Genomic DNA, 23,626 nt, shown 5'->3' with positions numbered 1-23,626 from the left:
AACTTGCCATCAAGCTGTCACTGAGATTTGATGTTCGCGAGCGAGATCAGCAAAAGCGTGGACCGGTTTTGCGTCCGATCTCGCTCAAGTTAAGGTGGCGCATGATCTGATCGCCAAACACACTTTGGCGGATCATGCGCATTTTGGGTGGAGCAACCATTTGGCCGCGTGCCAACAAGGAGAGCTTTCAATGACGAAGTTTCGTCACCTGGTCTGGATGTTGATCGCGACGGGCGCGCTCGTGCTGTCGACGTCGCAGGGCTTCGCCCAGAACCGCCCGGACGCCGACGAGCCCGGCCTTGTTGCCGACGACGGCTACGAGCTCGACCCGGAATGGCAGAAGCAGGTCGTGTATTACCGGACCAATGAGGCGCCGGGCACCATCATCGTCGCGACGGCCGAGCGCCACCTTTATTTGGTGCAGGGCAATGGCCGCGCGCTCCGCTACGGTATCGGCGTCGGCCGCGAAGGCTTTCAATGGCAGGGCCTCGTGAGCATCACCCGCAAGGCCGAGTGGCCGGACTGGGTGCCGCCGCCGGAAATGATCGCGCGCCAGCCCTATCTGCCGCGCTTCATGGCGGGCGGCCCGGGCAATCCGCTCGGCGCACGCGCGATGTATCTCGGTACCACGGTCTACCGCATCCACGGCACCAACCGGCCCGACACCATCGGCACCGCCGTTTCCTCCGGCTGCTTCCGCCTGGTCAACAACGACGTCGCCGATCTCTACAACCGCGTTCCGGTCGGCACCAAGGTGATCATCCGGCAAAAGCCCGAACTCTGATCTCTACCCGCCTTCGATATCCGCCCTGATTTTCCCCGATCCTTCCCGAGAGAGAACCCATGCGTACATTTCGAGGCGGCCTGACGATCGGGCTCGCGATCGCCGCACTGGTTGCGGCCGCCGCCATCACCTATGAGCGTTACGACACCCGCACGCTGAAGCGCACCGTCCGTCGCGGCGATGTGCTGTGCGGTGTCAACAAGGGCTTGCCGGGCTTCTCGATCCCGGACGACAAGGGCAACTGGAGCGGCTTCGACGTCGACTTCTGCCGCGCGGTCGCGTCGGCGATCTTCGACGATCCGTCGAAGGCGAAGTTCGTGCCGCTCGACGCCAGCGAACGCTTCAAGGAGCTGCAGAACCGCAAGGTCGATATCCTCTCGCGCAACTCCACCTGGAGCATGTCGCGCGAGACCAATTACGACCTCTATTTCCCTGCGGTCGCCTATTATGACGGCCAGGGCTTCATGCTGCCGCGCTCGCGCAACATCGACTCCGCGCTCGACCTGAACGGCAGCAAGGTCTGCGTGCAGGCCAACACCACGACACAGCTCAATCTCGCCGACTATTTCCGTGCCAACAACATGAAGTACACGGAGATGAAGTTCGACAAGCTGGACGACGTCGTGAAGGCCTATAACTCCGGCCAGTGCGACACGCTGACATCGGACGCCTCGCAGCTCTATGCGCTGCGGCTCAACCTCGCCAAGCCGAGCGACCACACGATCCTCGCCGACATCATCTCCAAGGAGCCGCTGGCGCCGGTGGTGCGCTTGCGCGACGACGACTGGATGATGATCGTGAAGTGGACGCTGTACGCCATGATCAACGCCGAAGAACTCGGCATCACCTCGAAGAACATCGACGAGGCGCTGAAGTCGAAGAAGCCGGAAGTGATGCGGCTGGTCGGCACCGAGGGCACCTATGGCGAGGATCTCGGCCTGACCAAGGACTGGGCGGTGCGCATCATCCGCCATGTCGGCAATTACGGCGAGGTCTACGACCGCAACGTCGGCGCCGACTCCAAGCTGAAGATCCCGCGCGGCATGAACCAGCTCTGGAACGCCGGTGGCGTCCAGTACGCGCCGCCGATCCGGTAACGGCAATCAGACCGTCATTCAGGGGCGCGAAGCGAACCCGGAATCTCGAGATTCCGGGTCTGGTCCTTTCGGACCATCCCGGAATGACGCACTGAGATCAATACCCCTTGCCGCTCGCCAGCTGGTCGGTGTGGAAGTTGCTGTCGCCGAACAGCTCCTGGCAGACGCGCGCGCGCTTCATGAAGAAGCCGATGTCGAACTGGTCGGTCATGCCCATGCCGCCATGCATCTGCACGCCCTCCTGCACGGCCAGCGTCGCAGTGGTGCCGGCGCGGGCTTTTGCCACCGCGACCGCGGTTGCGGCCTTGTCGATGTCCGTATCGATCGCCTGCAACGCCTTCAACACAGCGGCGCGGGTGATCTCGATATCGATGTAGAGCTGGGCGGCACGGTGCTGCAGCGCCTGGAATTCGCCGATCGCCTTGCCGAACTGCTTGCGCTCCTTCAGATAGGCCACGGTGCGGCCGAACACCTCGTCGGAGAGGCCGACCATTTCGGACGCCACCGCGCCGCGGCCGATATTGAGCACGCCCTCGAGCAGCCCGAAGCCCTGATCGACCTCGCCGAGCACACTGTCGGCGTTGACCTCGACATTGTCGAACACGATGCGCGCCGCGTTGTGCGAATCGACCATCGCGGTCCGCTCGACCGCGAGCCTCTTCGCCTTCGGATCGACCAGGAACAGCGTCAGCCCGTTCTTGTCGCCGGCGCTGCCGGCCGTGCGCGCCGCCACGATCAGAAGATCGGCGGTGTGGCCGTCGACCACGAAGGCCTTGTCGCCCGACAGCTTGAAGCCGTTGCCGGAGCGCGTGGCCTGCAACTTCGTCTGCAGCGGGCGATGCTTGGCGCCCTCATCGATCGCGAGCGCCGCCAGCAGCGAGCCGTCGGCGATTTTCGGCAGATGCTGCGCCTTCTGCGCCCCGCTGCCGCCGCGCGACAGCGCCGAGGCGGCGAGCACCGAGGTCGCGAGGAACGGCGACGGCATCAAGGTGCGGCCGATTTCCTCCATGACGATGCCGGCCTCGACGCAGCCGAGCCCGCTGCCGCCGAACTGGTCCGGCACCAGCAGGCCGGAGAAACCCATCTCCGCAAAGGTCTTCCAGAGATCGCGCGAGAAGCCGGTGGCATCCTTGGCATCGCGCAGGCCGCGCAGATGCGCCACCGGCGCCTTGTCGCTGATGAGACCGCGCGCACTGTCGCGCAGCATGGATTGTTCTTCGGTGAGGACGAGGGCCATTGGATGGATTCCGTTACATTATCTCATCGAGTTAACTGTTGACCCTCATGGTGAGGAGGCGCGCCAGCGCCGTCTCGAACCATGGGGCCGATGTCGTGGCCTCATCCTTCGAGACGCGCGTTCCGCGCTCCTCAGGATGAGGGATTACAATCACGCGCCCGGCAAATCGAGGATACGCTTGGCGACGATGCCGAGCATCACCTCCGAGGTACCGCCCTCGATCGAATTGGCCTTGGTGCGCAGCCAGGCGCGCGGGCGGGCGCCGCCTTTGGAGCGGTCGCTCTCCCATTCCAGCGCGTCGATGCCGCCGGCCGACATCAGGATCTCGTAGCGGCGCTTGTTGAGCTCGGTGCCGTAATATTTCATCGCCGAGGAGAACGCCGGATGCGATTGCCCGGCCTTGGCGAGATCGACCGCGCGCTCGGCGGCGGCAGCGAGCGCGGCCTCGTCGACCTCGAAGCTCGCGATCTGGCTGCGCAGCTGCGCGTCATCGAGCTTGCCTTGCGCGTCCGCGCCGACCGAGTCGGCGGCGATCTGGCCGAGCGGACGGCCGACGCCGCGCTCGCCCATGCCGGAGATCATCGCGCGCTCGTGTTGCAGCAGATATTTCGCGACATCCCAGCCGCGATTGACGGTGCCGACGACATGCGACTTTGGTACGCGGACATTGTCGAAGAAGGTTTCGCAGAACGGCGAGTAGCCCGAGATCAGGAGGATCGGTTTTGTGGACACGCCCTTCGACGTCATGTCGAAGAGAATAAAACTGATGCCATCATGCTTCTTCGCCGCCGGATCGGTGCGCACCAGGCAGAAGATCCAGTCGGCGTAGTTGGCGTAGGACGTCCAGATCTTCTGGCCGTTGATGATGTAGTCGTCGCCGTCGCCGACCGCGCGGGTCTGCAGCGAGGCGAGGTCGGAGCCGGCATTCGGCTCGGAATAACCCTGGCACCAGCGGATCAGGCCCGCCGTGATCTTCGGCAAATGCTCCTTCTTCTGCTCCTCGGTGCCGTATTTCAGCAATGCCGGTCCGAGCATCGAGATGCCGAACGAGGTGAGCGGCTGACGCGCGCCGATCGCGGCCATCTCCTGGCGCACGATCTTGGCCTCCTCGCCATCGAGGCCTCCGCCGCCATATTCCTTCGGCCAATGCGGCACGGTCCAGCCCTTGTCGCGCATCCGCTCGAACCAGACGCGCTGCGCTTCGGACGAGAATTTCGTGTTGCGGCCACCCCAGAAGGTGTCGCCATCCGAGGTCATCGGTTTGCGCATCTCCGTCGGGCAGTTCTGCTCCAGCCAGGCGCGGGTCTCCGCGCGGAATTTCTCGAGGTCGGCCATGGTGCGTTTCCAGTCAAAAAATCGTCGAATTGGATTCGACCTTAGACCTACGCAGCCGCCGAATTCAATATGCCTCGCGGCCGCGCCATGCTCTGGCGTCGCTACTCACTGCGCGCGATCGGGTGTATCGCCGAGATGGGGTAACGCTTGAAAAACAAGAGGAAACGGACATGCGGCTGAAGCTGCTTTCGCCTAGCGAAATGAACGCCGCCCAGAAAGAAACCTACGACGAGTCGATTGCCGGCAAGCGCGGTGCGCCACCCGCGCCGATGATGGCCTGGCTGAACAGCCCGGAGATGGCACGCCATGCCACGCGGCTCGGCGAGGTGCTGCGCTTCGACACGATCTTCCCGCCAAAACTGTCGGAGATCGCGATCCTCGTCACTGCGCGGCACTGGACCGCGCATTACGAGTGGTATGCCCACAAGCGCCTGGCGCTGAAGGGCGGCCTCGACCCGAAGATCATCGAGGACATTCGCGTGCGCCGGACGCCGACCTTCGACGAGCCCAAGGCCAGGGTGATCTACGACGTCGCCAAGGCGCTGCACGAAGGTCACGGCCTGCCGAAGGCACTGTATGACGAGGCGGTCGAGGTGCTGAGCCAACGCGGCCTGGTCGAGGTGATCGGCCTCTGCGGCTATTACACCATGGTGTCGATGACGCTGAACACGTTCGAGTTCCAGCTGCCCGGCGGCGAGTTGTCGGAACTCTGCTAGGCCGGCCGACCGTGGCGCCTTTCGGAAACGCTGCGTTTCCGGATCGATCGCTCCGGCGTCGGCAAATCCGGACTATATCAGGCGGCGAAACCTCGCCCCTGATGGCGGGGGCATTGACGTCAACGGAGTCCGCTCATGCCAGAGAATCCCCCCATCATCGCCGGCACGCGGATCGGGCATGTCCATCTCAAGGTGGCCGATCTCGAGCGCGCGCTCGGCTTCTATTGCGGCGTGCTCGGCTTCGAGCTGCAGCAGCGGCTGGGCGCGGACGCGGCCTTCATCTCGGCCGGCGGCTATCACCACCACATCGGCCTCAACACCTGGGAAAGCAAGGGCGGCCATCCGCCGCCGCCGGGCACCACGGGCCTGTTCCACACCGCCATCCTCTATCCCACCCGCCCGGCGCTCGCCGATGCGCTGCACCGGGTACTGTCGGCCGGCATCCAGCTCGACGGCGCCAGCGACCACGGCGTCAGCCAGGCGCTGTACCTGCGCGATCCCGACGAGAACGGCGTCGAGCTCTATTGGGATCGACCCGAGGCCGAATGGCCGCGCAGCGCGGACGGCGAGCTCGCGATGTTCACGCGACGGCTGGACGTTGAGGATTTGCTGAAGCAGCGAGCGGGGTAATTCCGTAACCCGGAAGGAGCTTGTAGCCCGACTGAAGCCAACGGGTCGCGCGAACGCGCGCCCGATGACAGGCTCCGCGAAGTCCGGGTTCGCTCCATGGTGATACTGTTCCCGGATTGCGCTTCGCTTCATCCGGGCTACGGGTTCAGGAGCAGGTGCGCGAGCCAGCCGACCACATAGAGCCCACCCCCAAACACCGTGTGCGTCACGAGGCCCTGCAGCCGCGCCGCCCATGGATGGGGCGTGCGGCTCGCGGCGATGCCGGCGCCCATCGCGGGCTGCATCACCAGGAACGGCGCGGCTATGCTGCCGATCCCGACCGTCAGAGCCGGAGCCATAGTGGCTGCCGCGCCCAATCGAGGCCGAACATCACAAGCAGCACGCCGGCAAAGCCGATCCCGATCAGATAATGCGCGGCCCATCCGATGACCCGTTCGCCCGCGACCTGCGGTGACGCGGTGATGCGGTCGTGGCGCAGGCGCCCGGATGCGAGATGGCCGAGCCAGCGTCCGACCAAAGCATAGTCCAGCGACGGAACGCCAAGCAGGCGCTTGCGGACCATCCCCAGATGTCCATCACGACGGTCGCGCCGGCCCCGATCAGCACCGCGCTCGCCACGAACTCCACGGCGTCAACCATGCGCGGCCGCCGCCGGCGCCCGTGCCGCGACCATCCAGCACGCCGCGGTGAAGCGAATGTCGTTGCCGTGGATGTAACGATCGAAGGCACCGCACACGGTCTCGATCACTTGCGTGCGGTGCGGCTCCTCCATCGCCTGCAGCATCGTCCCGACCGGGCCGAGCCAGCTCACATAGCGGGCCAACTCCGATGCCGGAAAGCCGAGGGCGACATCGACCGGTTCGATCGCGATCGCGTCCCAGCCGCTATCCTCCAGGATATTTCCGACCCGCTTCCGGTCGGCAAAGCCGAACTGCCCCGGCGCATCGGGGCGCCGCGCCGGAAGATCCGGCAGCAACGGCTTCGCTGCCTGTTCCGCCGTCGTCATGAACGGGTTCTCGGCGGCGCCGCGCCACGCGATGAAGCGGAGCGCAGCACCCGGCCGCGCTGCGCGGCGCAGATTGGCGAAAGCCTGCACCGGATCGGCAAAGAACATCACGCCGAGGCGCGAGATGATCATGTCGAAGCTCGCGGGCGCGAACGGATGGGTCTGCGCGTCGGCGCAGATGAAGCTGACCGGCCGCCCTTCCCGCTCCGCGCGGGCGCGCGCCGCCGCGATCATCGGCTCGGAAATGTCGATGCCGGTGCAATGCACTTGCCGGCCGCCGAGCACGTGGGCCACAGCGAAAGTCGTGGCGCCGGTGCCGCAACCGATATCGAGCACGCGGCTGGCCGCGGCATCGGACACCGCCTCAACGAGCAGCTCTTCAAGCGGCCTGAACATCCCTTCGAGCACCTCGCGCGTCTCGACCCAGGCGCGTCCGGCGGCGCCGTTCCAGAGTTTGACCTGCTCGTCGTCGGCTTGCGGTGCGACACCCATGATTCTCGTCCTTCTTGATGCCTGCCTCGGGCAAGCGGTAGGCTGAATACTGCCAGTTCAAGTGAACTTGAGGTCAAGGGCCATGCGGGACATCGATATCGCGGAGGTGGCGGCACTGTCGGGCGTGCGCGCCTCGACCTTGCGCTTCTACGAGGAAAAAGGGCTGATTGCCTCGCATGGCCGGCGCGGGCTGCGCCGCCTGTTCGATCCGGCGGTGCTCGACCGGCTGGCGCTGATCGCGCTCGGGCGCGCCTCCGGCTTCTCGCTCGACGAGATCGCGAGGATGTTCGCGCCCGATGGAAGACCGCGCATCGACCGGAAAATGCTTTCTGCCAAGGCCGACGAGCTCGACCGCACCATCCACAGGCTCAATGCGATGCGCGACGGCCTGCGCCACGCCGCCGTCTGCCCGGCGCCGAGCCACATGGAATGCCCGACCTTCCGCCGCCTGCTGCGGGTCGCAGCGGCCGGCAAGATCAGCGAGCCGAGGAAGGCGAAGAAGGCACAGCGAAAGAGATCGTAGCCCGGACGAGCCACGGGTCGCGCGAACGCGCGCCCGATGACAGGCTCCGCGAAATCCGGGGCCGCTTTCGCCGCGGATACCGGCCCCGGATTGCGCTGCGCTCCATCCGGGCTACGGGTGCGTCTCCTTCCCCCTGAAAGGGGGAAGGTCGGGATGGGGGTCGGCCGCAGGCTCCGCTCCAAGTGGAGAGAGCAGATCCCCACCCGCTTTGCTCTGTGAGCAAAGCGACCTCCCCTTTTCAAGGGGAGGTGAAAGGTAGATCGGATATCGTTTCGCTCATCCGGGCTACGTTTTTCGGCCGATCATGATCGTCGCCGCCGCGATCAGCTCCAGGCCAATGCAGCCGTAGAACGGCAGCGAATAGCTGCCGGAGAGGTCGTGCAGCAGCCCGACCACGCCGGGGCCGAAGGCGTAGGTGATCTGGTTGATCGCGGTGATCAGGCTGACCAGCACGCCGAACGAACGCGGATCGAACTCGCGCTGCACGATCAGCGCCGGCAGCGTGATCAGATTGCCGACCGAGAAGCCGAACAGCGCGCAGGCGGCGATCTGCGCCACGTCATTGTGCACATTGATGATGACGGCGAGCGCGACCGCCTGGCTGACAAAGGACAGCGCCGAGGCCAGCCGCTGGTTGAGCCGGTCGATCACGAAGGAGAAGGAGACGCGGCCGACCACGGCCATCGCAGTCAACAGCGCCATCGCCACCGTCGCGCGCTCGCGGCCGATCACCTGATCGAGATAGGCGATCAGATGCACGATGAAGCCGACCTGGGCGAACAGCACCAGCGCGAAGGCAATCGAGACCGAGAGGAAGCGGATGTCGCGCAGCGCCCGGCTGCGCACCTGCGTCGCCGACGGCGCGTCGGCAGCGGCGGCCGTGACCGCGTGCAGATGCGCCGGCGGCCGCCCGACAAAGATCAGGATCACAGGCACCATCACCACAATCAGCAGCACCGCGGCCGCGATCATCGCGCCGGAGAAGCCGAACGTGCCGATCCCCGCCACCAGCAGCGGCACGCCGACGATGCCGCCGAAGCTCGCGCCGTTCAGCGCCAGGCTGATCGCCATGCCGCGCTTCTTGTCGAACCACAGGCCGAGCGTGTTGGTGATGATGCCGAGGCTGGTGCCGGCCCAGCCGAACGCCAGCAGCGCATCGGCAAGATAGAGCTGCCAGGGCTCGCGCACCTCGCCGATCGCAACGGCCGCGATCGCCATCGCGAAGGTGCCGGCGATCAGGCAGCTGCGCGCGCCGAACGCCTTGATCGCCTCGCTGACGAAGGCAACCAGCGCGGCGCCGAACAGATAGAAGAAGGTCGTGCCCGACGAGATCAGCGACGCCGGCCAGCCGTGCAGCCGCTGCAGCTCGGCGACATAGACGCTCTGGCCGTAGAAACCCAGTCCCCAGCCGAAGGTCGCAAGCAGAAAGCAGACGACGACGATGCGCCAGCCCTCATAACCAAGCGAGGATTCATCAGGCAGCGTGGCTGAGGATGTGTCCATTTCTTGCTCTTGCTTCTCACATCGTCATGGCCGAACTGATCCGATCCCATGATGTGAACAGCGTTGCAAGCGGATCATTTCGAAGCTGATCGAAGTGTCAGCAATTGGCAGCAGGAATTAGATGCTGGGATCCGGGATTTCTTCCACCGCGCGCAATTTCGCGCGCCGCTTGGCGAATGAAGCGAACGAGAGCACGGCAAGGCCGAGCAGAACAGGTGGGAACACCACCCAGTTGACGGCATTCCATCCGTAATGCGCGAGCAGCTGGCCCGACGAGAACGAGCCGATCGCCATCATGCCGAACACCAGGAAATCGTTGAACGCCTGCACCTTGTTGCGCTCCTGCGGCCGGTGCGTTTCCAGCACCAGCGCGGAAGCGCCAACAAACGCAAAATTCCAGCCGATCCCCAGCACGAACAGCGTCGCCCAGAAGTGCGGCGCGGTGATCCCGGACAGTCCGATCATCGCGGCGACCGCCTCGAGCGCCAGCCCGAGCGCGACGATGACGGGCGCGCCGAACCGCGCGATCAAGGAGCCCGTGAAGAAGCTCGGGCCGTACATCGCCACGATGTGCCACTGAATGCCGAAATTGGAATCGCTGACCGACAGCCCGCACATCTTCATGGCGAGCGGCGCCGAGGTCATCACCAGATTCATCATCGGATAGGCGATCACGCCGCACAGCGCCGCGGCGATGAAGCGCGGCTGCTTTGCGATCTCGAGCAGCGGGCGGCCGCCATGCAAATCCGCAACCGCAGGCTTCGGCGCGTCGACGCCCGAGAGCACCGCCATCGCCACCAGCGCGACCAGCGCCTGCATCACGAAGGAGAACGCGAACAGATAGGGCGGCCAGATGTCCATGGTCCATTGCACGAGCTGCGGCCCGAGCACGCCGGCGAACACGCCGCCGGCCATCACCCAGGACACGGCCTTGGGCCGGAACGCGACACTGGCGCCATCGGCGGCGGCAAATCGGTAGGACTGCGCGACGGCGCCGTAGAGCCCGCCGAGGAAGGTCGCGCCGCAGAACAGCCAGAACGATGAGTGCAGGATCGCCCAGGCGCCGAGCGCGCCGGTGAGCGTGCCGCAGAAGGTGCCGATGATGAAGGCGACGCGTCGTCCGTAGGCGCGCGAGATCGCGCCGGTCGGCAGCGTGCCGGCGGCAAGCCCGAGCACATACATCGAGAGCGGCACCGTCGCGAGCGAAACGTCGGGTGCCAGCGTCGCGCCGACGATCGAGCCGGTGGCGAAGATCACGGCCGAATTGGCGCCGGTCAGCGCCTGCGCCGCCGCAAGCCGCCACACATTGCTGCGCGCCCGCGCGTCGTCGCTCGCCTCATCCGCAGCTGTCACGTCGATCATCGGCAGTCCCGCCCCGAAGCCCCGGCGGGAGCCCCCAATCGGGCGCACTATGGAGAGCGGGTCGAAGCCGATCAACCGGCGCAAACGGACGTACGCCATGCAGGAGGCGCACGCGGGTTGGCCCGGTCGAATACTCACACTCCGGCGTCGTCCTGGCGAAAGCCAGGAGGTGGATTCACATTCGAAGTGCAACACTTGAGCAAAAGCCTCGGCAGGCGTGCGGTAGTCAAGGCATTTGCGCGGGGTGTTGTTGTAGGCGGCGATGAACTGGCGGAATCTGGCGGTCGAGAGGGTTACGAGATCGGTCTTGCGGGGAATAAAGCGGCGCATCCTGCCGATGGCGTTCTCGATGCCGCCCTTCTGCCAGGGGGCGTGGGGATCGCAGAAGAAGGTCTCGATCGAGAGGCGGTGCAGCGCCAGGTGACCGGCGAACTCGGTGCCGTTGTCGAAGGTCACGGTCTGGCGCAGCTCTTGTGGCAGGGTCGCGAAGAAGCCCACGAGATGGCGGGCGACACCGCGCGCGACCTTGCTGGCAAGGCGGATGCCGAGCAGCAGACGCGAGGTGCGCTCGTGCACGGTCAGCACGGCCTGACCGTATTTCGAGAACATCATCAGGTCGGCCTCCCAGTGTCCGGGCACGCTGCGGTCGGCCACTTCGATCGGCCGATTTGCCAAGGAAACACGGCCTTCGATGAAGCTTGCGGGGCTGCCGCCCCTCTTGCCGCGGCGGCCGCGCTTGCTCTTGGCGCGCGGCAGATAGCGCCGCCAGTTGAAATCCGTGGTGCGCCTGAGTTGGGCATAGATGAAGCGGTAGATGGTCTCGTGCGAGATCACCTTGCGCCCGGACTCGCGGGCCAGCCGGCCGGCGACCTGCTCGGGCGACCAGCCCCGGCGAAGGCGTTGCAACACCGCGCGGCGCAGGCCGGGCTCCCGTTCGAGGCGTCCGCCCGTCCAGCGCCGCGCTCGCATCTGGTGCTGGGCATAGTTTGGCTTGTAGCCGACCTGGCTCCCCCGATTGCGCCTTAATTCCCGAGAGACCGTTGATGGCGAGCGATCCAGAGCTGCCGCGATTTGCCGGACCGAGCTGCCATTGGCCGATAGGCAGGCAATCTCGCATCGGTCGTCCAGAGAGAGCTGCTTGTAACTCCGCCCCATGGCAACACCTCCTCAAGGAAGTGTTGCACTTCGTTTGTGAACTCAGGGGACCCATAACCACCGAGTCTTTTGTGAGAGGGATCGCGGCCCCAGCTAAGCGCAACAACCAGCATTTGGGGTAATGGGTCCTGGCTTTCGCCAGGACGACGCCACATGTATTACGTCGCGTGTCACTTACCGCGCAGGCTTCTTGCCCGGCCGCTTCTCGGCGCGCAGCGCGCCGGTCTTGTGGACCCTGGAGCGCGGCGCGATCGGGGCGCCGCGTGGATAGCCGCCCGGCCATTCGAGCGCGAGCGAGCTGGCAAAGCCGAAAAAGCTCGAACGGCTCATGCCGAGCTCGGCGGCGCGCTTGTCGATCCGTGCGATGAGGCTTTTCGGCAAATAGACGTTGACGCGCTCGGACGGGTCGGGCGGATCGACGCCCACCATGAAGAAGGCGGCGACGTCGGAGCCCTTCGGCGCCACGATGCGCTCGATCGGGGTCGGCTCCGGCAATGGCTTGCCGTGCTCGACCCAGCCGTCGACGGTCTGCGCCAGCGCGTGCTCGGCGCGCTCGATCGCCTCTTCCTGCGATTTGCCGCCGGCGACGCAGCCGGGAAAATCCGGAAACCAGGCGCCGAACGCGCCGCGCGGACCGCGCTCCAGCACGGCCGGATAAAGCCGTCTCTTCATTCTGGCCTCCGTCGTCGCAGTATGCTATTTCACACACCTCGGTGTGTCAAATCACACAAAACGCGACATCACGGGAGCGCGCGGCAATGGACCCGCAAGCCGAACTCCGCATCGTCCGCGCGGGCTATGCCAAGCAGATCCTGGCCGCCGCCAACACCATCAATCCGCGGCTGACGGAGGCCTTCGCCGCCATTCCCCGCGAGCACTTCGTCGGCCCAGGACCATGGATGATGCTGCGCTGGTGGAGCCGCGACTATGCGCCGACGCCCGACGCCGACCCGGTCTATCTCTACACCAACGATCTTGTCGCCTTGCGCCCCGAGCGGCGTCTCAACAACGGCCAGCCGTCGCTGCATGCGTATCTCATGCACCAGGCCGCACCCGACGCCGGCGAGCACGTGGTGCATATCGGCACCGGCACGGGGTACTACACCGCGATCCTCGCGCATCTGGTCGGACCGTCCGGCCGCGTGACCGGCATCGAATACGATCCGGACCTTGCGGCAGATGCCCGCGCCAATCTCGCCGCTTACGCAAATGTCGAGATCATCCAGGGCGACGGCACACAGGTCGCGTTCGCGTCCGCCGACGTGATCTATGTCAACGCCGGCTGCACCCGGCCTGCCGCGCGGTGGCTCGACGGGCTCGCCGCCGGCGGCCGCCTGATCCTGCCGCTGACATCGGATGACGGATTCAAGGGTGGCGCGCCGGAGCAGGTGGCGCGATCCGGCGCCGTGTTCCGGATCCGGCGCGAGGACGCAGAGTACCAAGCGGACTGGATATCGCCGGTCGCGATCATTCCCTGCGACGGCGGCCGCGACGAGGCGTCGGAAAAGGCCTTGGCCGAAGCCTTCGCCCGCGGCGGCTGGCAGAAGGTGACGCGGCTCTATCGCGACGCCGGGATCCCCGATGAACGTTGCTGGCTGCGTGGGCCAGGCTGGTGCCTGGCTTACGATTGAGCGCGGCTACTTGCGGGCAAAGACCAAAATCATGTTGTTGGCCGGCATCTCGGAGTTGCCGGCGAGCTTGAGCCCGACGCGCTCCGCAAGCGTCTCGAGATCAGCGATATCGCGCACCCCCCACTCGGCGTCGCGCTCGCGCAGCGACGTGTCGAACACGGCATTGCTGAGCGCGGTATGCTTGCCGCCGCGCTTGAACGGGCCGTAGAGCAATAGCCGGCCGTCGGCGCGCAGGTGCCGCGCGGCGCCGGCGAACAGGCCCTCGGCGACGCGCCACGGCGCGATGTGGATCACATTGGCGCAGAAGATCGCGAGCAGTTCGTCCGGACCTTTGCCGTCCGGCAGCGCCGGCGACCAGGCCGGGTCGGACAGATCGATCGGCTGCGGCGGCCGGATGTTGGCAAGGGCGGCATGCGCGCGCCAGGCCTCGATGCTGCGCAGGTGCGCCGCATGGAGATCGCTCGGCCACCAGGTGATGTCGGGCGTCTGACCGGCGAAATAGACGACATGCTGGCCGGTGCCGCTGCCGGCTTCCAGCACGTCGCCGGATTGGCCGGTGAGGTAGTCTTTCAGGACGGTCCAGATCGGCTGATGGTTGCGATGGAACGCCGGCGCATCGAGCCGCCCGTCCGCCTCGACCGGCCGGCCATCCTTGCCGAACTCCGCCACGAATTCCGCCACCGCGCTTCTCCCTACGCCTCAACCGCATCTCAACCGCACAAACATGACAGGCGGAAGGCGCAGGACATGCGCTCCAGTTCCGGACTGCCCCTGTGGCATTAACCCCATCACAACGCGCCTATTCTCCGTGTTGCCAGCCGATGGCCTTTGTGCTTTCCACTCTATTATATTGCGATGGGATCATCGAGATTGAAGCCCGGGAAACGTCCTTGATCGCCACTTTCTCCAAGCCAGCCTTCGTTCTGGCGCTGCTGGCAGGCACCGCCATGGCCGCGCCCGCGCAGGCCCAATCCGCCGCCGAGGGACAGAAGCTCGCCTTCGACCGCGGCAAGGGCAATTGCCTGACCTGCCACGTCATCAAGGGCGGCGACCTGCCCGGCACGATCGGCCCCGAGCTGAGCGGCCTGAAGGCCAAATACAGCCGTGACGAGCTGATCGCGATCGTGACCGACGAAACCAAGCGCAATCCGCAGACGGTGATGCCGCCGTTCGGCCGAAACCGGATTTTGAGCGAGAAGGAAATCGACGCAGTGGTGGACTTCCTGCAGACGCTGTGACGCCGCGACCGTCGCTTGAGGAGATTTTTTTCGATGAACATCACGACCAGCGAATTTTTCAAAGCGCGCCGCATGGTGCTGAAGGGCGCCGGCGTCGCCGCGCTGATCGGCCTCGGGGTCATTCCGTTCGACGTGCCGCAGGCGCTCGCCGCCGCCAACGACAAATATCCCGAAGACGCATTCAAGCAGAAGAACGAGGCCGACGCGATCAAGGCGCTCTATGGCAAGACCGCCGAGCCGTCGGACAAGGTCAAGATGGATGCGCCGGAGATCGCCGAGAACGGTGCGGTGGTGCCGATCTCGGCCACCACGACGCTGGCCGACGTCACCTCGATCTCGTTTCTGGTGAGCGAGAATCCGATCTCGCTGGTCGCCTCATACAGGATTCCGGCGGGCACGCTGCCGACCGTCTCCAACCGCATCAAGATGGCCAAGACCAGCAACGTCACCGTGATCGTCGAGGCCGGCGGCAAGCTCTACAGCGCCAAAAAGGAAATCAAGGTCACCGTCGGCGGCTGCGGCGGCTGAGTTCAATCAAGGGATAATCAGATGGCATCGAGCATTCGCGTGCGCGCCACGTCAAACGGCGACACCACCGAGGTGCAGGCGCTGATCCAGCATCCGATGGATTCCGGCTTCGTCAAGGACGCCAAGGGCGAGATCATTCCGCCGCATTTCATCCAGCAGCTCAGCTTCGAATATGACGGCAAGCCGGTGTTCGTCGCCGACTGGGGCGGCGGCGTCTCCAAGGACCCCTATGTCAAGTTCGCCTTCAAGGGCGGCAAGAAGGGCGACGATCTGAAGGTCAGCTGGGTCGACAACAAGGGCGCGACCGACACCACCACGGCGAAGATTCAATGACGCGGTGCCTCGCAATCCGCGCAACAATAGCCACGCTCGCGCTCGGCTTGCTGGCGTGCGCACCAGCGCAGGCGGCCGACACCGTCGATCCCGCCGCCGACAAGGCGGCGTTCCAGAAATTCTTCACCGGCAAATTCCCCAAGCTGAAGCTCGAGGACTTCGTCAACGGGCCCTATTCGATGAATGAGGACCTGCACAGGCAATGGGAGGAGAAGGAACAGTTTCCGCCCTACGAGTTCTCGCTCGAAGCCGGCAAGGAGATGTTCGCAACGCCGTTCAAGAACGGCAAGACCTACGCCGACTGCTTCCCGAACAAGGGCATCGGCATCCGCCAGAACTATCCCTATTTCGACGAGAAGGAAGGCAAGGTCGTTACGCTCGAGCTCGCGCTCAACCGTTGCCGCGAAGCCAATGGCGAGGCGCCGTTCTCCTATGTGAAGGACGACATGGCGGCGCTCACCGCCTACATGGCCTTCACCTCGCGCGGCAAGCCGATGGACATCAAGATCCCGAACGATCCGCGCGCGCTGGAGGCCTATCAGAAGGGCAAGGAATATTTCTACACCCGCCGCGGCCAGCTCAATTTCTCCTGCGCCACCTGCCACATCCAGAGCCCGGGCGAGCGGATCCGCGCCGAGGTGCTGGCGCCGGCGCTCGGCATCCTGAACGCGATGCCGATCTACCGCTCGGAATGGAGCGGCATGGGCACGACCAGCCGCCGCTTCACCACCTGCAACAGTCAGATCCGCGGCGTGCCGCTCAATCCGCAGGACGACGAGTACCGCAACCTCGAATATTATTTGTCCTATGTCAGCAACGGCCTGCCGATTTCGGGTCCGGGAGCACGGCCATGAGCGCGGCCATCAAAGCTGTCCTCGCAGCATCAGCCCTGCTGATCGCGACCGCGACCTGTGCCCTCGCCGCCTCCGAGGCCGACTACAAGGCCGCCTACGCCGCCGCCGAAGCCGCCAACAAGGAGGCAGGCAGCCTGCGCAACCAGTGGACCACCACCGCCTCGACACTGTCTGCCGCAAAAAAGGCCGCTGAGGCTGGTGATTTCGACGCCGCAGTCGCCAAGGCCAAGGAGGCCGAGGCACTGGCAAAGGCTTCGATCTTCCAGGCCACCAGCGAAAAGGAACGCTGGAAGGACATGGAAGTTCGTTAAGAGCGCGCAGGCCAGGGGCCGCGCGGAGAGAATGATGATCATCCGCCGCCGGGAATTCCTGAAAGCTGCGGCCGCCGCAACGCTGACGGCCGGCCTGCCCCGCCTTGCGCGCAGCGCCGACACCGCCAGCGTCTACGACCTCGAGCGGTTCGGCAACGCCCGCATCCTGCACATGACCGACACGCATGCGCAGCTGAAGCCGGTGTTCTTCCGCGAGCCCGGCGTCAATCTCGGCGTCGGCGCGATGGCCGGCCAGCCGCCGCACCTCGTCGGCAAGGCGTTCCTCGACCGCTTCGGCATCCGGCCCGACAGCGCCGACGCCTACGCCTTCACCTGCGTCGAATTCGAGAAGGCCGCCGGCCGCTTCGGCCGGCTCGGCGGCTTCGCCCACCTGAAGACGCTGATCGACAAGCTGCGCGCCGATGTCGGCGAAAAGCGCTCGATCCTGCTCGACGGCGGCGACCTCTGGCAGGGCTCGGCGCTCGCCAACGCCATGAACGGCGCCGACATGGTGGAGGCCGCCAATCTGCTCGGCATCGAGGCGATGACCGGGCACTGGGAATTCACCTATGGCGAGCAGGTGCTGCGCGACAACCTCTCGCGCTTCAAGGGCGAGTTCCTGGCGCAGAACGTGTTCCTGACCGAGGAAGCCGCGTTCAACGACGCCAAGGCGTTCGACCCGGCTTCGGGGCGGGTGTTCAAGCCGTCCTTCATCAAGGAGATCGGCGGCCATCGCGTCGCGATCATCGGCCAGGCTTTCCCCTACGTGCCGATCGCGCATCCGAAGCGCTTCACGCCGGACTGGAAGTTCGGCATCCGCGACGAGGAGCTGCAGAAGCTCGTCGACGGCCATCGCAACAACGACAAGGTCGAGGCGGTGATCCTGCTGTCGCATAACGGCATGGATGTCGACCTCAAGCTCGCCAGCCGCGTCACCGGCATCGACGTCATCCTCGGCGGGCACACCCACGACGCGATCCCGATCCCGATCACGGTGACCAATGCCGGCGGCGTCACGCTGGTGACCAATGCCGGCTCCAACGGCAAGTTCATCGGCGTGCTCGATCTCGATCTTGCCAAGGGCAAGGTCGCCAATGTCCGCTACCGGCTGCTGCCGGTGTTCGCCGAACTGCTGAAGCCCGATCCTGCGATGCAGACGCTGATCGACAAGATGCGCGATCCGCATGTCGACGAATGGAACAACAAGCTGGCCTCGGCCGACCGGCTGCTCTACCGCCGCGGCAATTTCTCCGGCACCGTCGACCAGTTGATCTGCGATGCGCTGCTGAACGAGCTCGACGCCGAGATCGCGCTGTCGCCGGGCTTCCGCTGGGGCATCACCACGCTCGCCGGCCAGCCGCTGACCATGGAAGACGTGCTGTCGGAAACCGCGATCACCTATCCGGAGACCTACGTCGCCAAAATGACCGGCAGCCAGATCAAGGATGTGCTGGAAGACGTCTGCGACAATCTGTTCAACGTCGACCCCTATTATCAGCAGGGCGGCGACATGGTCCGCGTCGGCGGCCTCGCCTACACCTGCACGCCGGCCGAGACCGTCGGCAAGCGCATTTCCGAGCTGAAGCTTGGCAACGGCAGGCATCTCGAAGTCGGCAAGCACTACAAGGTCGCGGGCTGGGCCTCGGTCAACCAGCAGAGCGGCGCGCCGATCTGGGATGTCGTCGCCAGGCATCTGCGCTCCGGCCGGCCGCCGAACCGTGACGAACCCGGGGTGACGCTGAAAGGCGTCGAGGATAACCCGGGCATCGCGAGGCACGGATGACGCGCCGCGCGCTGATCGCGGCGCTCGGCCTTGCGGCGATCGCGCTGGCGACGCCGCTCGCCCGCGCGCAGCTGGCGCCGTTGCAGGACAAGCCGTTCGCCGAGCACAAGGTCGTGCTGCAGCTCTCCGACAACGATCCGAGGAAGCAGGGCCTCGTCATCAGCGTCGCCAACAATCTGATGAAGCATTACGATCCCGACAAGGTCGCGGTCGAGATCGTCGCCTTCGGCCCGGGCATCGGCCTGCTCAAGCCCGACAACCCGAATCGCAAGCTGGTCGAGAGCCTGGTCGCGCAGGGCGCGCGGGTCGACATCTGCCTCAACACCGTCGACACGATCGAGCGCGACAGCGGCAAGCGGCCGGACTACATCGCCGCCGCCACCCCCGTGCAGGTCGGCGTCGCACAGATTTTGCTGCTCACCGAGAACGGATACACGCTGGTCCGGCCGTAACGGCCCCGTCATCATCGCGAGCCGACGGGTCGCGCGAACGCGCCGCCCGCAGGAGCAGGGCTGGCGTTACGTGCGGCCGTAACTTCGTCTCTTCCACGACCTCGATGCATATCCCGTCATCCCAAGGCGCGAGCCTTGCGGCGCACTTGCGCTGCTGGGCGAGCCTCGAAGGATGCACGGCCCAGATGCCTTGTCCCATTCGTGGAAAGACCCGGGCCCTCCACCCTTCGAGACGCGCACAGAAGCGCGCTCCTCAGGGTGGCGGGATCCGGCTGGGGCGGGGATGGATTTGCTTTGAATAGACCCCATCTATGGAATAATATCCTCCATGTGACTCGGCCCGGAGAATAGGGAAGCCGTCATGATCTTTCGCCAGCTCTTCGACAGCGTATCCGGAACCTACAGCTATCTTCTCGCGAGCCGCGCCGGCGGCGAGGCACTGATCCTCGATCCGGTGCTGGAGAAGGCCGATCGCTACTGCAAGCTGCTGCAGGAACTCGACCTCAGGCTGGTCAAGGCCGTCGATACGCACCTGCACGCCGATCACGTCACCGGCCTCGGCGAGCTGCGCGACCGCACCCAGTGCATCACCATCATGGGCGAGCAGAGCAAGGCCGACGTGGTGTCGATGCGCGTCTCCGACGGCGACAAGGTGACGATCGAGGGCCTTTGCCTCGAGGCGCTGTACACGCCCGGCCACACCGACGATTCCTACAGCTATCTGATGGGCGACCGTGTCTTCACCGGCGACACGCTGCTGATCCGCGGCACCGGCCGCACCGACTTCCAGAACGGCAGCGCGCGCGCGCAGTACGATTCGATCTTCAACCGCCTGCTGAAGCTGCCCGAGGAGACCATGGTGTTCCCCGCGCATGACTACAAGGGCGACACCGTCTCCACCATCGGCGAGGAGAAGCGCTACAATCCGCGGCTGCAGGTCAAATCGATCGACGACTATGTCGAGCTGATGAACAACCTCAATTTGCCGAACCCGAAGCTGATGGACGTCGTGGTGCCCGCCAACATGCATGTCGGCCTGCACCAGGACGAACTCGCCAAGGAAGGCCTCTCCCTCAGCGCGGGCGACGCCATCGCGAGCCTCGGCCGCCCCGATATCCTCCTGGTCGATTTGCGCGAGAGCGGCGAGCGGGCCAAGCACGGCACGCTCGCGGGCGCGCTGCACGCGCCCTATCCGGGGATTTGCGCCACCCTGCAGCCCGGCGGCATGCTGCGCGAGGTCGCCGCCGCAACCGGCCGCCGCGTCGTGTTCTTCTGCGCCTTCGGCGAGCGTTCCGCGATGGCGGTGGCCGCCGCGAAGAAGGCGGGCTTGGCGAACACCGCCCATATCGAAGGCGGCATCGACGCCTGGAAGAAGGCCGGCGGACCCGTGGTGATGGGATGATAGTCGTTCCGGGGCGATGCGAAGCATCGAACCCGGAACCTCGAGATTCCGGGTCTGGTCCTTTGGACCATCCCGGAATGACGGGCATAGTCACTGCATCACGCGCTGCAACTCCTCCGTCAGCCGATCCAGCGCATCCGCCAGCATCACGCCGCCGCACACGGTGAGCCGCTCCGGCAGCACGATGCGCTTGCTTTGCGGATAGAAGCGCTCCAGCGCCGGATGCAGCAGGAAGGCGCGACCGTCATCCTCGGCACGGTCGCCGGCCTCCGACACCAGGATGAAGTCTGGCCGCAGCTTTACGATCGCCTCCAGCGAGGCGAATCCGCCTGCTCCGACGCCAAGTTCGCCGGCGGCGTTGGAGAGGCCGGTTATGGCGAGCAGCGAGCTGACGAGGCTGCCGTCACCAGCCACAAAGCCGCGCCGCTCCAGCGGCAGCACGCGGTAATGATGCGTGCTTGCCGCCGCCCGCGCTTGCGCGATCGCCGCATCGAGGCGCGCGATCTCGGCCTCTGCGCGATCGGGATGCTGCACCAGATCGCCCATCGCGCGGATCTGGTCCTTCACCTCGTCCAGCGTCCGCGGCACCGTGAATTCGACGAGGTGCAGCCCGTGGGCCTTCAAGAGATCGCGGGTCGCGCGCTTGTCGAACAGGCTGACCACGACGAGGTCGGGCCCCAGCAGCAGCACATCCTCGGCCTCGCCGGACAGGCGCGGAAAGTTTCGTGCCTTCTCCGCGGCCCAGGATTGCCAGGCATCGCGCGAAAAGCGGCTGAGGCCGATAATCTGGTCCGGGTCGGCCAGCGACAGCACGAGCTGGTCGCTGCAGACATTCATCGAGACGATGCGCGGTCCAGCAGCGAACGAGGGAGCGGCTGACGCGAGCCACACGAGGAGCGAAAGCATCAGGGCAAGGCACGACGCAAGATAGCGTCCGCGCGAAAACAGCGCCCCCTCCCCCGCAAGCGGGAGAGGTGAACTGAACTCGTGGAGACGCCGCATCCTCATCACACGTCCGCCCACGGCACGATGACCGCCTCGCGCTGAAATTCGGCGCGATAGGCGCTGACCCGGAACACGCTGGCGAGGACCGCCTCCGACAATGCGTCGACAGGCGCGCCCTGCGCGGCCAGCCGTCCCTCCGACAGCACCAGAACATGATCGGCGAAGCGCGCGGCGAGTCCCAGGTCATGCGTCACCACGATCACCAGCACACCGGTATCGGCGACGTTGCGCAGCTTCTGCATCACGTCGATCTGGTGGCGCGGATCGAGCGAGGCGGTCGGCTCGTCGGCGAGGATCACCGGCGCCTCCACCGCGAGCACCCGGGCCAGCGCGACGCGGCTGCGTTCGCCGCCGGAGAGTTCGGTGACGCGGCGATCGCTGAATTCAGTGACGTCGACCGCCTGCATCGCGCGCAGCACCGCCTCCATATCCGTCTGCGACAGCCGCGCCGGATCGGTCGCGCCGTGCGGATAGCGGCCGAGCGCGACGATATCGCGCGCCGGCAGCGGCCAGTGCACCATGTGCCCCTGCGGCAGATAGGCGAAACGTTTCGCGCGCTCGCGCAGCGGCAGCGAGGCCAGCGCATCGCCGCCGATCCGGATCTCGCCGCCCGACGGAATCAGCCCGGCCAGCGCGCGCAGCAGCGTGGTCTTGCCAGCGCCGTTCGGCCCGATCAGCGCGACGAGATGGCCCGATGGCAGCGACAGCGAGACATCGTGCAGCACCTCGCGGCTGCCGAGCGAAGCATTGAGCGCGGTAGCGGAGAGCAGCGTCATGCCACGCCTCCGCCGAGCGCGCGGCGTTCGCGCATGATCAGATAGAGGAAGAACGGCACGCCGATGATCGAGGTCAGCACGCCGACCTTGATGTCCGAGGTCGAAGGGATGATGCGCACCGCGATGTCGGCGGCGAGCAGCAACGCCGAGCCGGTGAGCGCGCTCGGCACCAAGAGCCGCGCCGGATCGTGACCGATCACGGGACGCATCAGATGCGGCGCAACGAGGCCGATGAAACCGATCGTGCCTGTCACGGCAACTGCGCCGCCGACGCCGAGCGCCACGCCCGTGATCACGAAAAGCCGCAACCGCCCGACATCGACGCCGAGGCTCTGCGCCGCCTCCTCGCCGAGCGTCAGCGCGCGGAACGCGCTCGCCTGGCTGAGCAGGATGGCGGCGCCTGCGACGATGAAGGGCAGCGCCAGCGCGACGTGCTGGAAGCTCCGGTCTTCCAGCGAGCCGAGCAGCCAGAACGCGATCTCCAGCACCACGAAGGGATTGCTGGAGAGGTTCATCACCAGCGCCGTCGCCGCTCCCGCAAAGCTCGAGATCGCGAGCCCGGCGAGGATCAGGATCAGCAGTCCGGCGTTGCGGCCGGCGATCGCAAGCAGCGCGAACACCGAGCCGAACGCGGCGATGATCGCCACCACCGGCAGCGCGTAGGAACGCACATCGGCGAGGCCCAGCGCGATCACCAGCACCGCGCCGAAGGCGGCCGATTGCGGCGCGCCGAACAGTGACGGCGAGGCTAGCGGATTGCGCAGCAGCCCTTGCAGCGACGCACCCGACAGCCCGAGAATACCGCCGATCGCGAATGCCAGGATGGTGCGCGGCAGGCGGATCTCGCGCACGATCACCTGCGCCACATCGCTGCCGCCGCCGAACAGCGCCTCGATCACCGCGAGCGGCGACAGCCGCACCGGCCCGATGCCGAGCGAGAGCACGCACAGCAGGGCCACGAGCGCGAGCAGCGCCGCGGTGGCGCCCCACCGGCGCCGCGCCGCGACCTCGGCCGCCAAGGCAAAATCCTGCACGCTCATTGGATCCATGGTCTTACAGCGATCGCCGTGGCAGACAAGCGACACTCGGCAAAAACCGTGGCCGCCCGGCCATTGCCCGACTTCCGCCGGATTGACTTTGCTACCCGGCCGAACCCTAGATGAACATGACGGTTCTTTCGTGAGATGAAAAGGGAATGCGGTACGGGGAAACTTCCCCAACGCCGCGGCTGCCCCCGCAACTGTATGCGGTGAATCCTTCGTCACAGGCCACTGGGAATCTCGGTCCCGGGAAGGCGATGAAGGGTAACGACCCGCGAGCCAGGAGACCTGCCGTCAGCCGTGATCACACGCGATGCTGCCGGTCGGGGAGTACAGGCATGAGCTTCACCTGATGCTGTGAGCACGATGGTGAGACTGGTTCGCGGTGACGTGCCACTGACGTTACCGAGACCTCGCTTATGTTCTCCTTCCC

The 23,626-nt window shown here is 65.8% G+C and carries 24 protein-coding genes, 2 pseudogenes and 1 riboswitch; of the genes and pseudogenes, 14 read left to right on the top strand and 12 right to left on the bottom strand.

Going from position 1 to position 23,626, the window contains the following annotated elements; genetic code table 11:
- The first annotated feature begins 190 nt into the window (after positions 1-190).
- Positions 191-784 carry a L,D-transpeptidase gene (locus QA639_RS03415; RefSeq protein WP_028335961.1) on the top strand — a complete coding sequence of 198 codons (594 nt, stop codon included), beginning with the start codon at positions 191-193 and terminating at the stop codon, positions 782-784.
- 59 nt (positions 785-843) lie between these two features.
- Positions 844-1,881, top strand: a complete 1,038-nt coding sequence (locus QA639_RS03410) for an amino acid ABC transporter substrate-binding protein (RefSeq protein ID WP_028335962.1) — start codon at positions 844-846, stop codon at positions 1,879-1,881.
- Positions 1,882-1,978: 97 nt separating this feature from the next.
- Here QA639_RS03410 and QA639_RS03405 read toward each other — a convergent pair whose 3' ends face one another.
- Both QA639_RS03405 and QA639_RS03400 read right to left on the bottom strand, forming a co-directional pair.
- Positions 1,979-3,118 carry an acyl-CoA dehydrogenase family protein gene (locus tag QA639_RS03405; RefSeq protein WP_283089171.1) on the bottom strand — a complete coding sequence of 380 codons (1,140 nt, stop codon included), beginning with the start codon at positions 3,116-3,118 and terminating at the stop codon, positions 1,979-1,981.
- Positions 3,119-3,268: 150 nt separating this feature from the next.
- Entirely contained in the window at positions 3,269-4,453 is a 1,185-nt protein-coding gene (locus QA639_RS03400) for an acyl-CoA dehydrogenase family protein (RefSeq protein WP_028335964.1), read from the bottom strand.
- Between the two features lie 170 nt (positions 4,454-4,623).
- On the opposite strand from QA639_RS03400, the gene QA639_RS03395 reads away from it, so the two are divergent.
- The gene (locus tag QA639_RS03395; RefSeq protein ID WP_028335965.1) at positions 4,624-5,169 is read left to right on the top strand and encodes a carboxymuconolactone decarboxylase family protein; all 546 of its coding nucleotides are present in this window, start codon (positions 4,624-4,626) and stop codon (positions 5,167-5,169) included.
- A 135-nt stretch (positions 5,170-5,304) separates the two neighbouring features.
- The gene (locus QA639_RS03390) at positions 5,305-5,799 is read left to right on the top strand and encodes a VOC family protein (RefSeq protein WP_283089170.1); all 495 of its coding nucleotides are present in this window, start codon (positions 5,305-5,307) and stop codon (positions 5,797-5,799) included.
- Between the two features lie 137 nt (positions 5,800-5,936).
- On the opposite strand, the pseudogene QA639_RS03385 reads toward QA639_RS03390, so the two are convergent.
- Both QA639_RS03385 and QA639_RS03380 read right to left on the bottom strand, forming a co-directional pair.
- Positions 5,937-6,361, bottom strand: a pseudogene (locus QA639_RS03385) (DUF2938 domain-containing protein).
- Positions 6,362-6,430: 69 nt separating this feature from the next.
- On the bottom strand, positions 6,431-7,297 hold the full coding sequence (locus tag QA639_RS03380) for a class I SAM-dependent methyltransferase (RefSeq protein ID WP_283089169.1): 867 nt from the start codon (positions 7,295-7,297) through the stop codon (positions 6,431-6,433).
- An 82-nt stretch (positions 7,298-7,379) separates the two neighbouring features.
- Between QA639_RS03380 and QA639_RS03375 the strand changes: the two genes are divergently transcribed.
- On the top strand, positions 7,380-7,820 hold the full coding sequence (locus QA639_RS03375; RefSeq protein WP_283089168.1) for a helix-turn-helix domain-containing protein: 441 nt from the start codon (positions 7,380-7,382) through the stop codon (positions 7,818-7,820).
- 285 nt (positions 7,821-8,105) lie between these two features.
- Here QA639_RS03375 and QA639_RS03370 read toward each other — a convergent pair whose 3' ends face one another.
- The 4 genes and pseudogenes from QA639_RS03370 to QA639_RS03355 all read right to left on the bottom strand — a co-directional run bounded on the left by QA639_RS03370 (position 8,106) and on the right by QA639_RS03355 (position 12,512).
- Positions 8,106-9,323, bottom strand: a complete 1,218-nt coding sequence (locus QA639_RS03370) for an MFS transporter (protein WP_283089167.1) — start codon at positions 9,321-9,323, stop codon at positions 8,106-8,108.
- A gap of 117 nt (positions 9,324-9,440) precedes the next feature.
- Positions 9,441-10,685, bottom strand: a complete 1,245-nt coding sequence (locus QA639_RS03365; protein WP_283090540.1) for an MFS transporter — start codon at positions 10,683-10,685, stop codon at positions 9,441-9,443.
- Between the two features lie 168 nt (positions 10,686-10,853).
- Positions 10,854-11,840, bottom strand: a pseudogene (locus tag QA639_RS03360) (IS30 family transposase); the annotation flags it as partial.
- Between the two features lie 174 nt (positions 11,841-12,014).
- Positions 12,015-12,512, bottom strand: a complete 498-nt coding sequence (locus QA639_RS03355; protein ID WP_283089166.1) for a type II toxin-antitoxin system HicB family antitoxin — start codon at positions 12,510-12,512, stop codon at positions 12,015-12,017.
- 86 nt (positions 12,513-12,598) lie between these two features.
- Between QA639_RS03355 and QA639_RS03350 the strand changes: the two genes are divergently transcribed.
- Positions 12,599-13,471: a protein-L-isoaspartate O-methyltransferase family protein gene (locus tag QA639_RS03350; protein WP_283089165.1), complete on the top strand. Its 873-nt coding sequence runs from the start codon at positions 12,599-12,601 to the stop codon at positions 13,469-13,471.
- A 6-nt stretch (positions 13,472-13,477) separates the two neighbouring features.
- Here QA639_RS03350 and QA639_RS03345 read toward each other — a convergent pair whose 3' ends face one another.
- On the bottom strand, positions 13,478-14,152 hold the full coding sequence (locus QA639_RS03345; protein WP_283089164.1) for a DUF938 domain-containing protein: 675 nt from the start codon (positions 14,150-14,152) through the stop codon (positions 13,478-13,480).
- Between the two features lie 266 nt (positions 14,153-14,418).
- Here QA639_RS03345 and soxX point away from each other — a divergent pair, with 266 nt between their 5' ends.
- From soxX to QA639_RS03305, 8 genes are all read left to right on the top strand, one after another.
- Positions 14,419-14,709 carry a sulfur oxidation c-type cytochrome SoxX gene (gene soxX / locus QA639_RS03340; protein ID WP_051448082.1) on the top strand — a complete coding sequence of 97 codons (291 nt, stop codon included), beginning with the start codon at positions 14,419-14,421 and terminating at the stop codon, positions 14,707-14,709.
- A gap of 33 nt (positions 14,710-14,742) precedes the next feature.
- Positions 14,743-15,237 carry a thiosulfate oxidation carrier protein SoxY gene (gene soxY / locus QA639_RS03335; protein ID WP_283089163.1) on the top strand — a complete coding sequence of 165 codons (495 nt, stop codon included), beginning with the start codon at positions 14,743-14,745 and terminating at the stop codon, positions 15,235-15,237.
- A 21-nt stretch (positions 15,238-15,258) separates the two neighbouring features.
- Positions 15,259-15,570, top strand: coding sequence for a thiosulfate oxidation carrier complex protein SoxZ (gene soxZ / locus QA639_RS03330; RefSeq protein WP_028335327.1), 312 nt, complete (start codon positions 15,259-15,261; stop codon positions 15,568-15,570).
- Entirely contained in the window at positions 15,567-16,424 is an 858-nt protein-coding gene (soxA, locus tag QA639_RS03325; protein ID WP_157343423.1) for a sulfur oxidation c-type cytochrome SoxA, read from the top strand. The genes soxZ and soxA overlap by 4 nt, the downstream gene beginning before the upstream one ends.
- Positions 16,421-16,735: a hypothetical protein gene (locus QA639_RS03320; RefSeq protein ID WP_152977645.1), complete on the top strand. Its 315-nt coding sequence runs from the start codon at positions 16,421-16,423 to the stop codon at positions 16,733-16,735. The genes soxA and QA639_RS03320 overlap by 4 nt, the downstream gene beginning before the upstream one ends.
- A 34-nt stretch (positions 16,736-16,769) precedes the next feature.
- Complete coding sequence (gene soxB / locus QA639_RS03315) at positions 16,770-18,518, top strand: thiosulfohydrolase SoxB (protein ID WP_283089162.1); 1,749 nt, start codon at positions 16,770-16,772, stop codon at positions 18,516-18,518.
- On the top strand, positions 18,515-18,970 hold the full coding sequence (locus QA639_RS03310; RefSeq protein WP_050385063.1) for a DsrE family protein: 456 nt from the start codon (positions 18,515-18,517) through the stop codon (positions 18,968-18,970). Before soxB ends, QA639_RS03310 begins: the two co-directional genes overlap by 4 nt.
- A 361-nt stretch (positions 18,971-19,331) precedes the next feature.
- Positions 19,332-20,372 (top strand): MBL fold metallo-hydrolase, encoded by a 1,041-nt coding sequence (locus QA639_RS03305; RefSeq protein ID WP_028335322.1) that lies wholly within the window; start codon positions 19,332-19,334, stop codon positions 20,370-20,372.
- A gap of 90 nt (positions 20,373-20,462) precedes the next feature.
- Here QA639_RS03305 and QA639_RS03300 read toward each other — a convergent pair whose 3' ends face one another.
- The 3 genes from QA639_RS03300 to QA639_RS03290 form a co-directional block, all read right to left on the bottom strand.
- Entirely contained in the window at positions 20,463-21,278 is an 816-nt protein-coding gene (locus QA639_RS03300) for an ABC transporter substrate-binding protein (RefSeq protein WP_283089160.1), read from the bottom strand.
- Between the two features lie 101 nt (positions 21,279-21,379).
- Entirely contained in the window at positions 21,380-22,153 is a 774-nt protein-coding gene (locus QA639_RS03295; RefSeq protein WP_157343416.1) for an ABC transporter ATP-binding protein, read from the bottom strand.
- A complete protein-coding gene (locus tag QA639_RS03290; protein ID WP_157343414.1) occupies positions 22,150-23,193 on the bottom strand; it encodes a FecCD family ABC transporter permease in 1,044 nt (347 codons plus the stop codon). The genes QA639_RS03295 and QA639_RS03290 overlap by 4 nt, the downstream gene beginning before the upstream one ends.
- A 112-nt stretch (positions 23,194-23,305) precedes the next feature.
- Positions 23,306-23,503, top strand: a riboswitch (cobalamin riboswitch).
- The last annotated feature ends 123 nt before the right edge of the window (positions 23,504-23,626 follow it).

Origin of the sequence: Bradyrhizobium pachyrhizi, assembly GCF_029714545.1 — a bacterium.
Taxonomy (GTDB): domain Bacteria; phylum Pseudomonadota; class Alphaproteobacteria; order Rhizobiales; family Xanthobacteraceae; genus Bradyrhizobium; species Bradyrhizobium pachyrhizi.
Note: the sequence above shows the minus strand (reverse complement) of the source record. Positions and strands in the feature narration are given on the sequence as shown.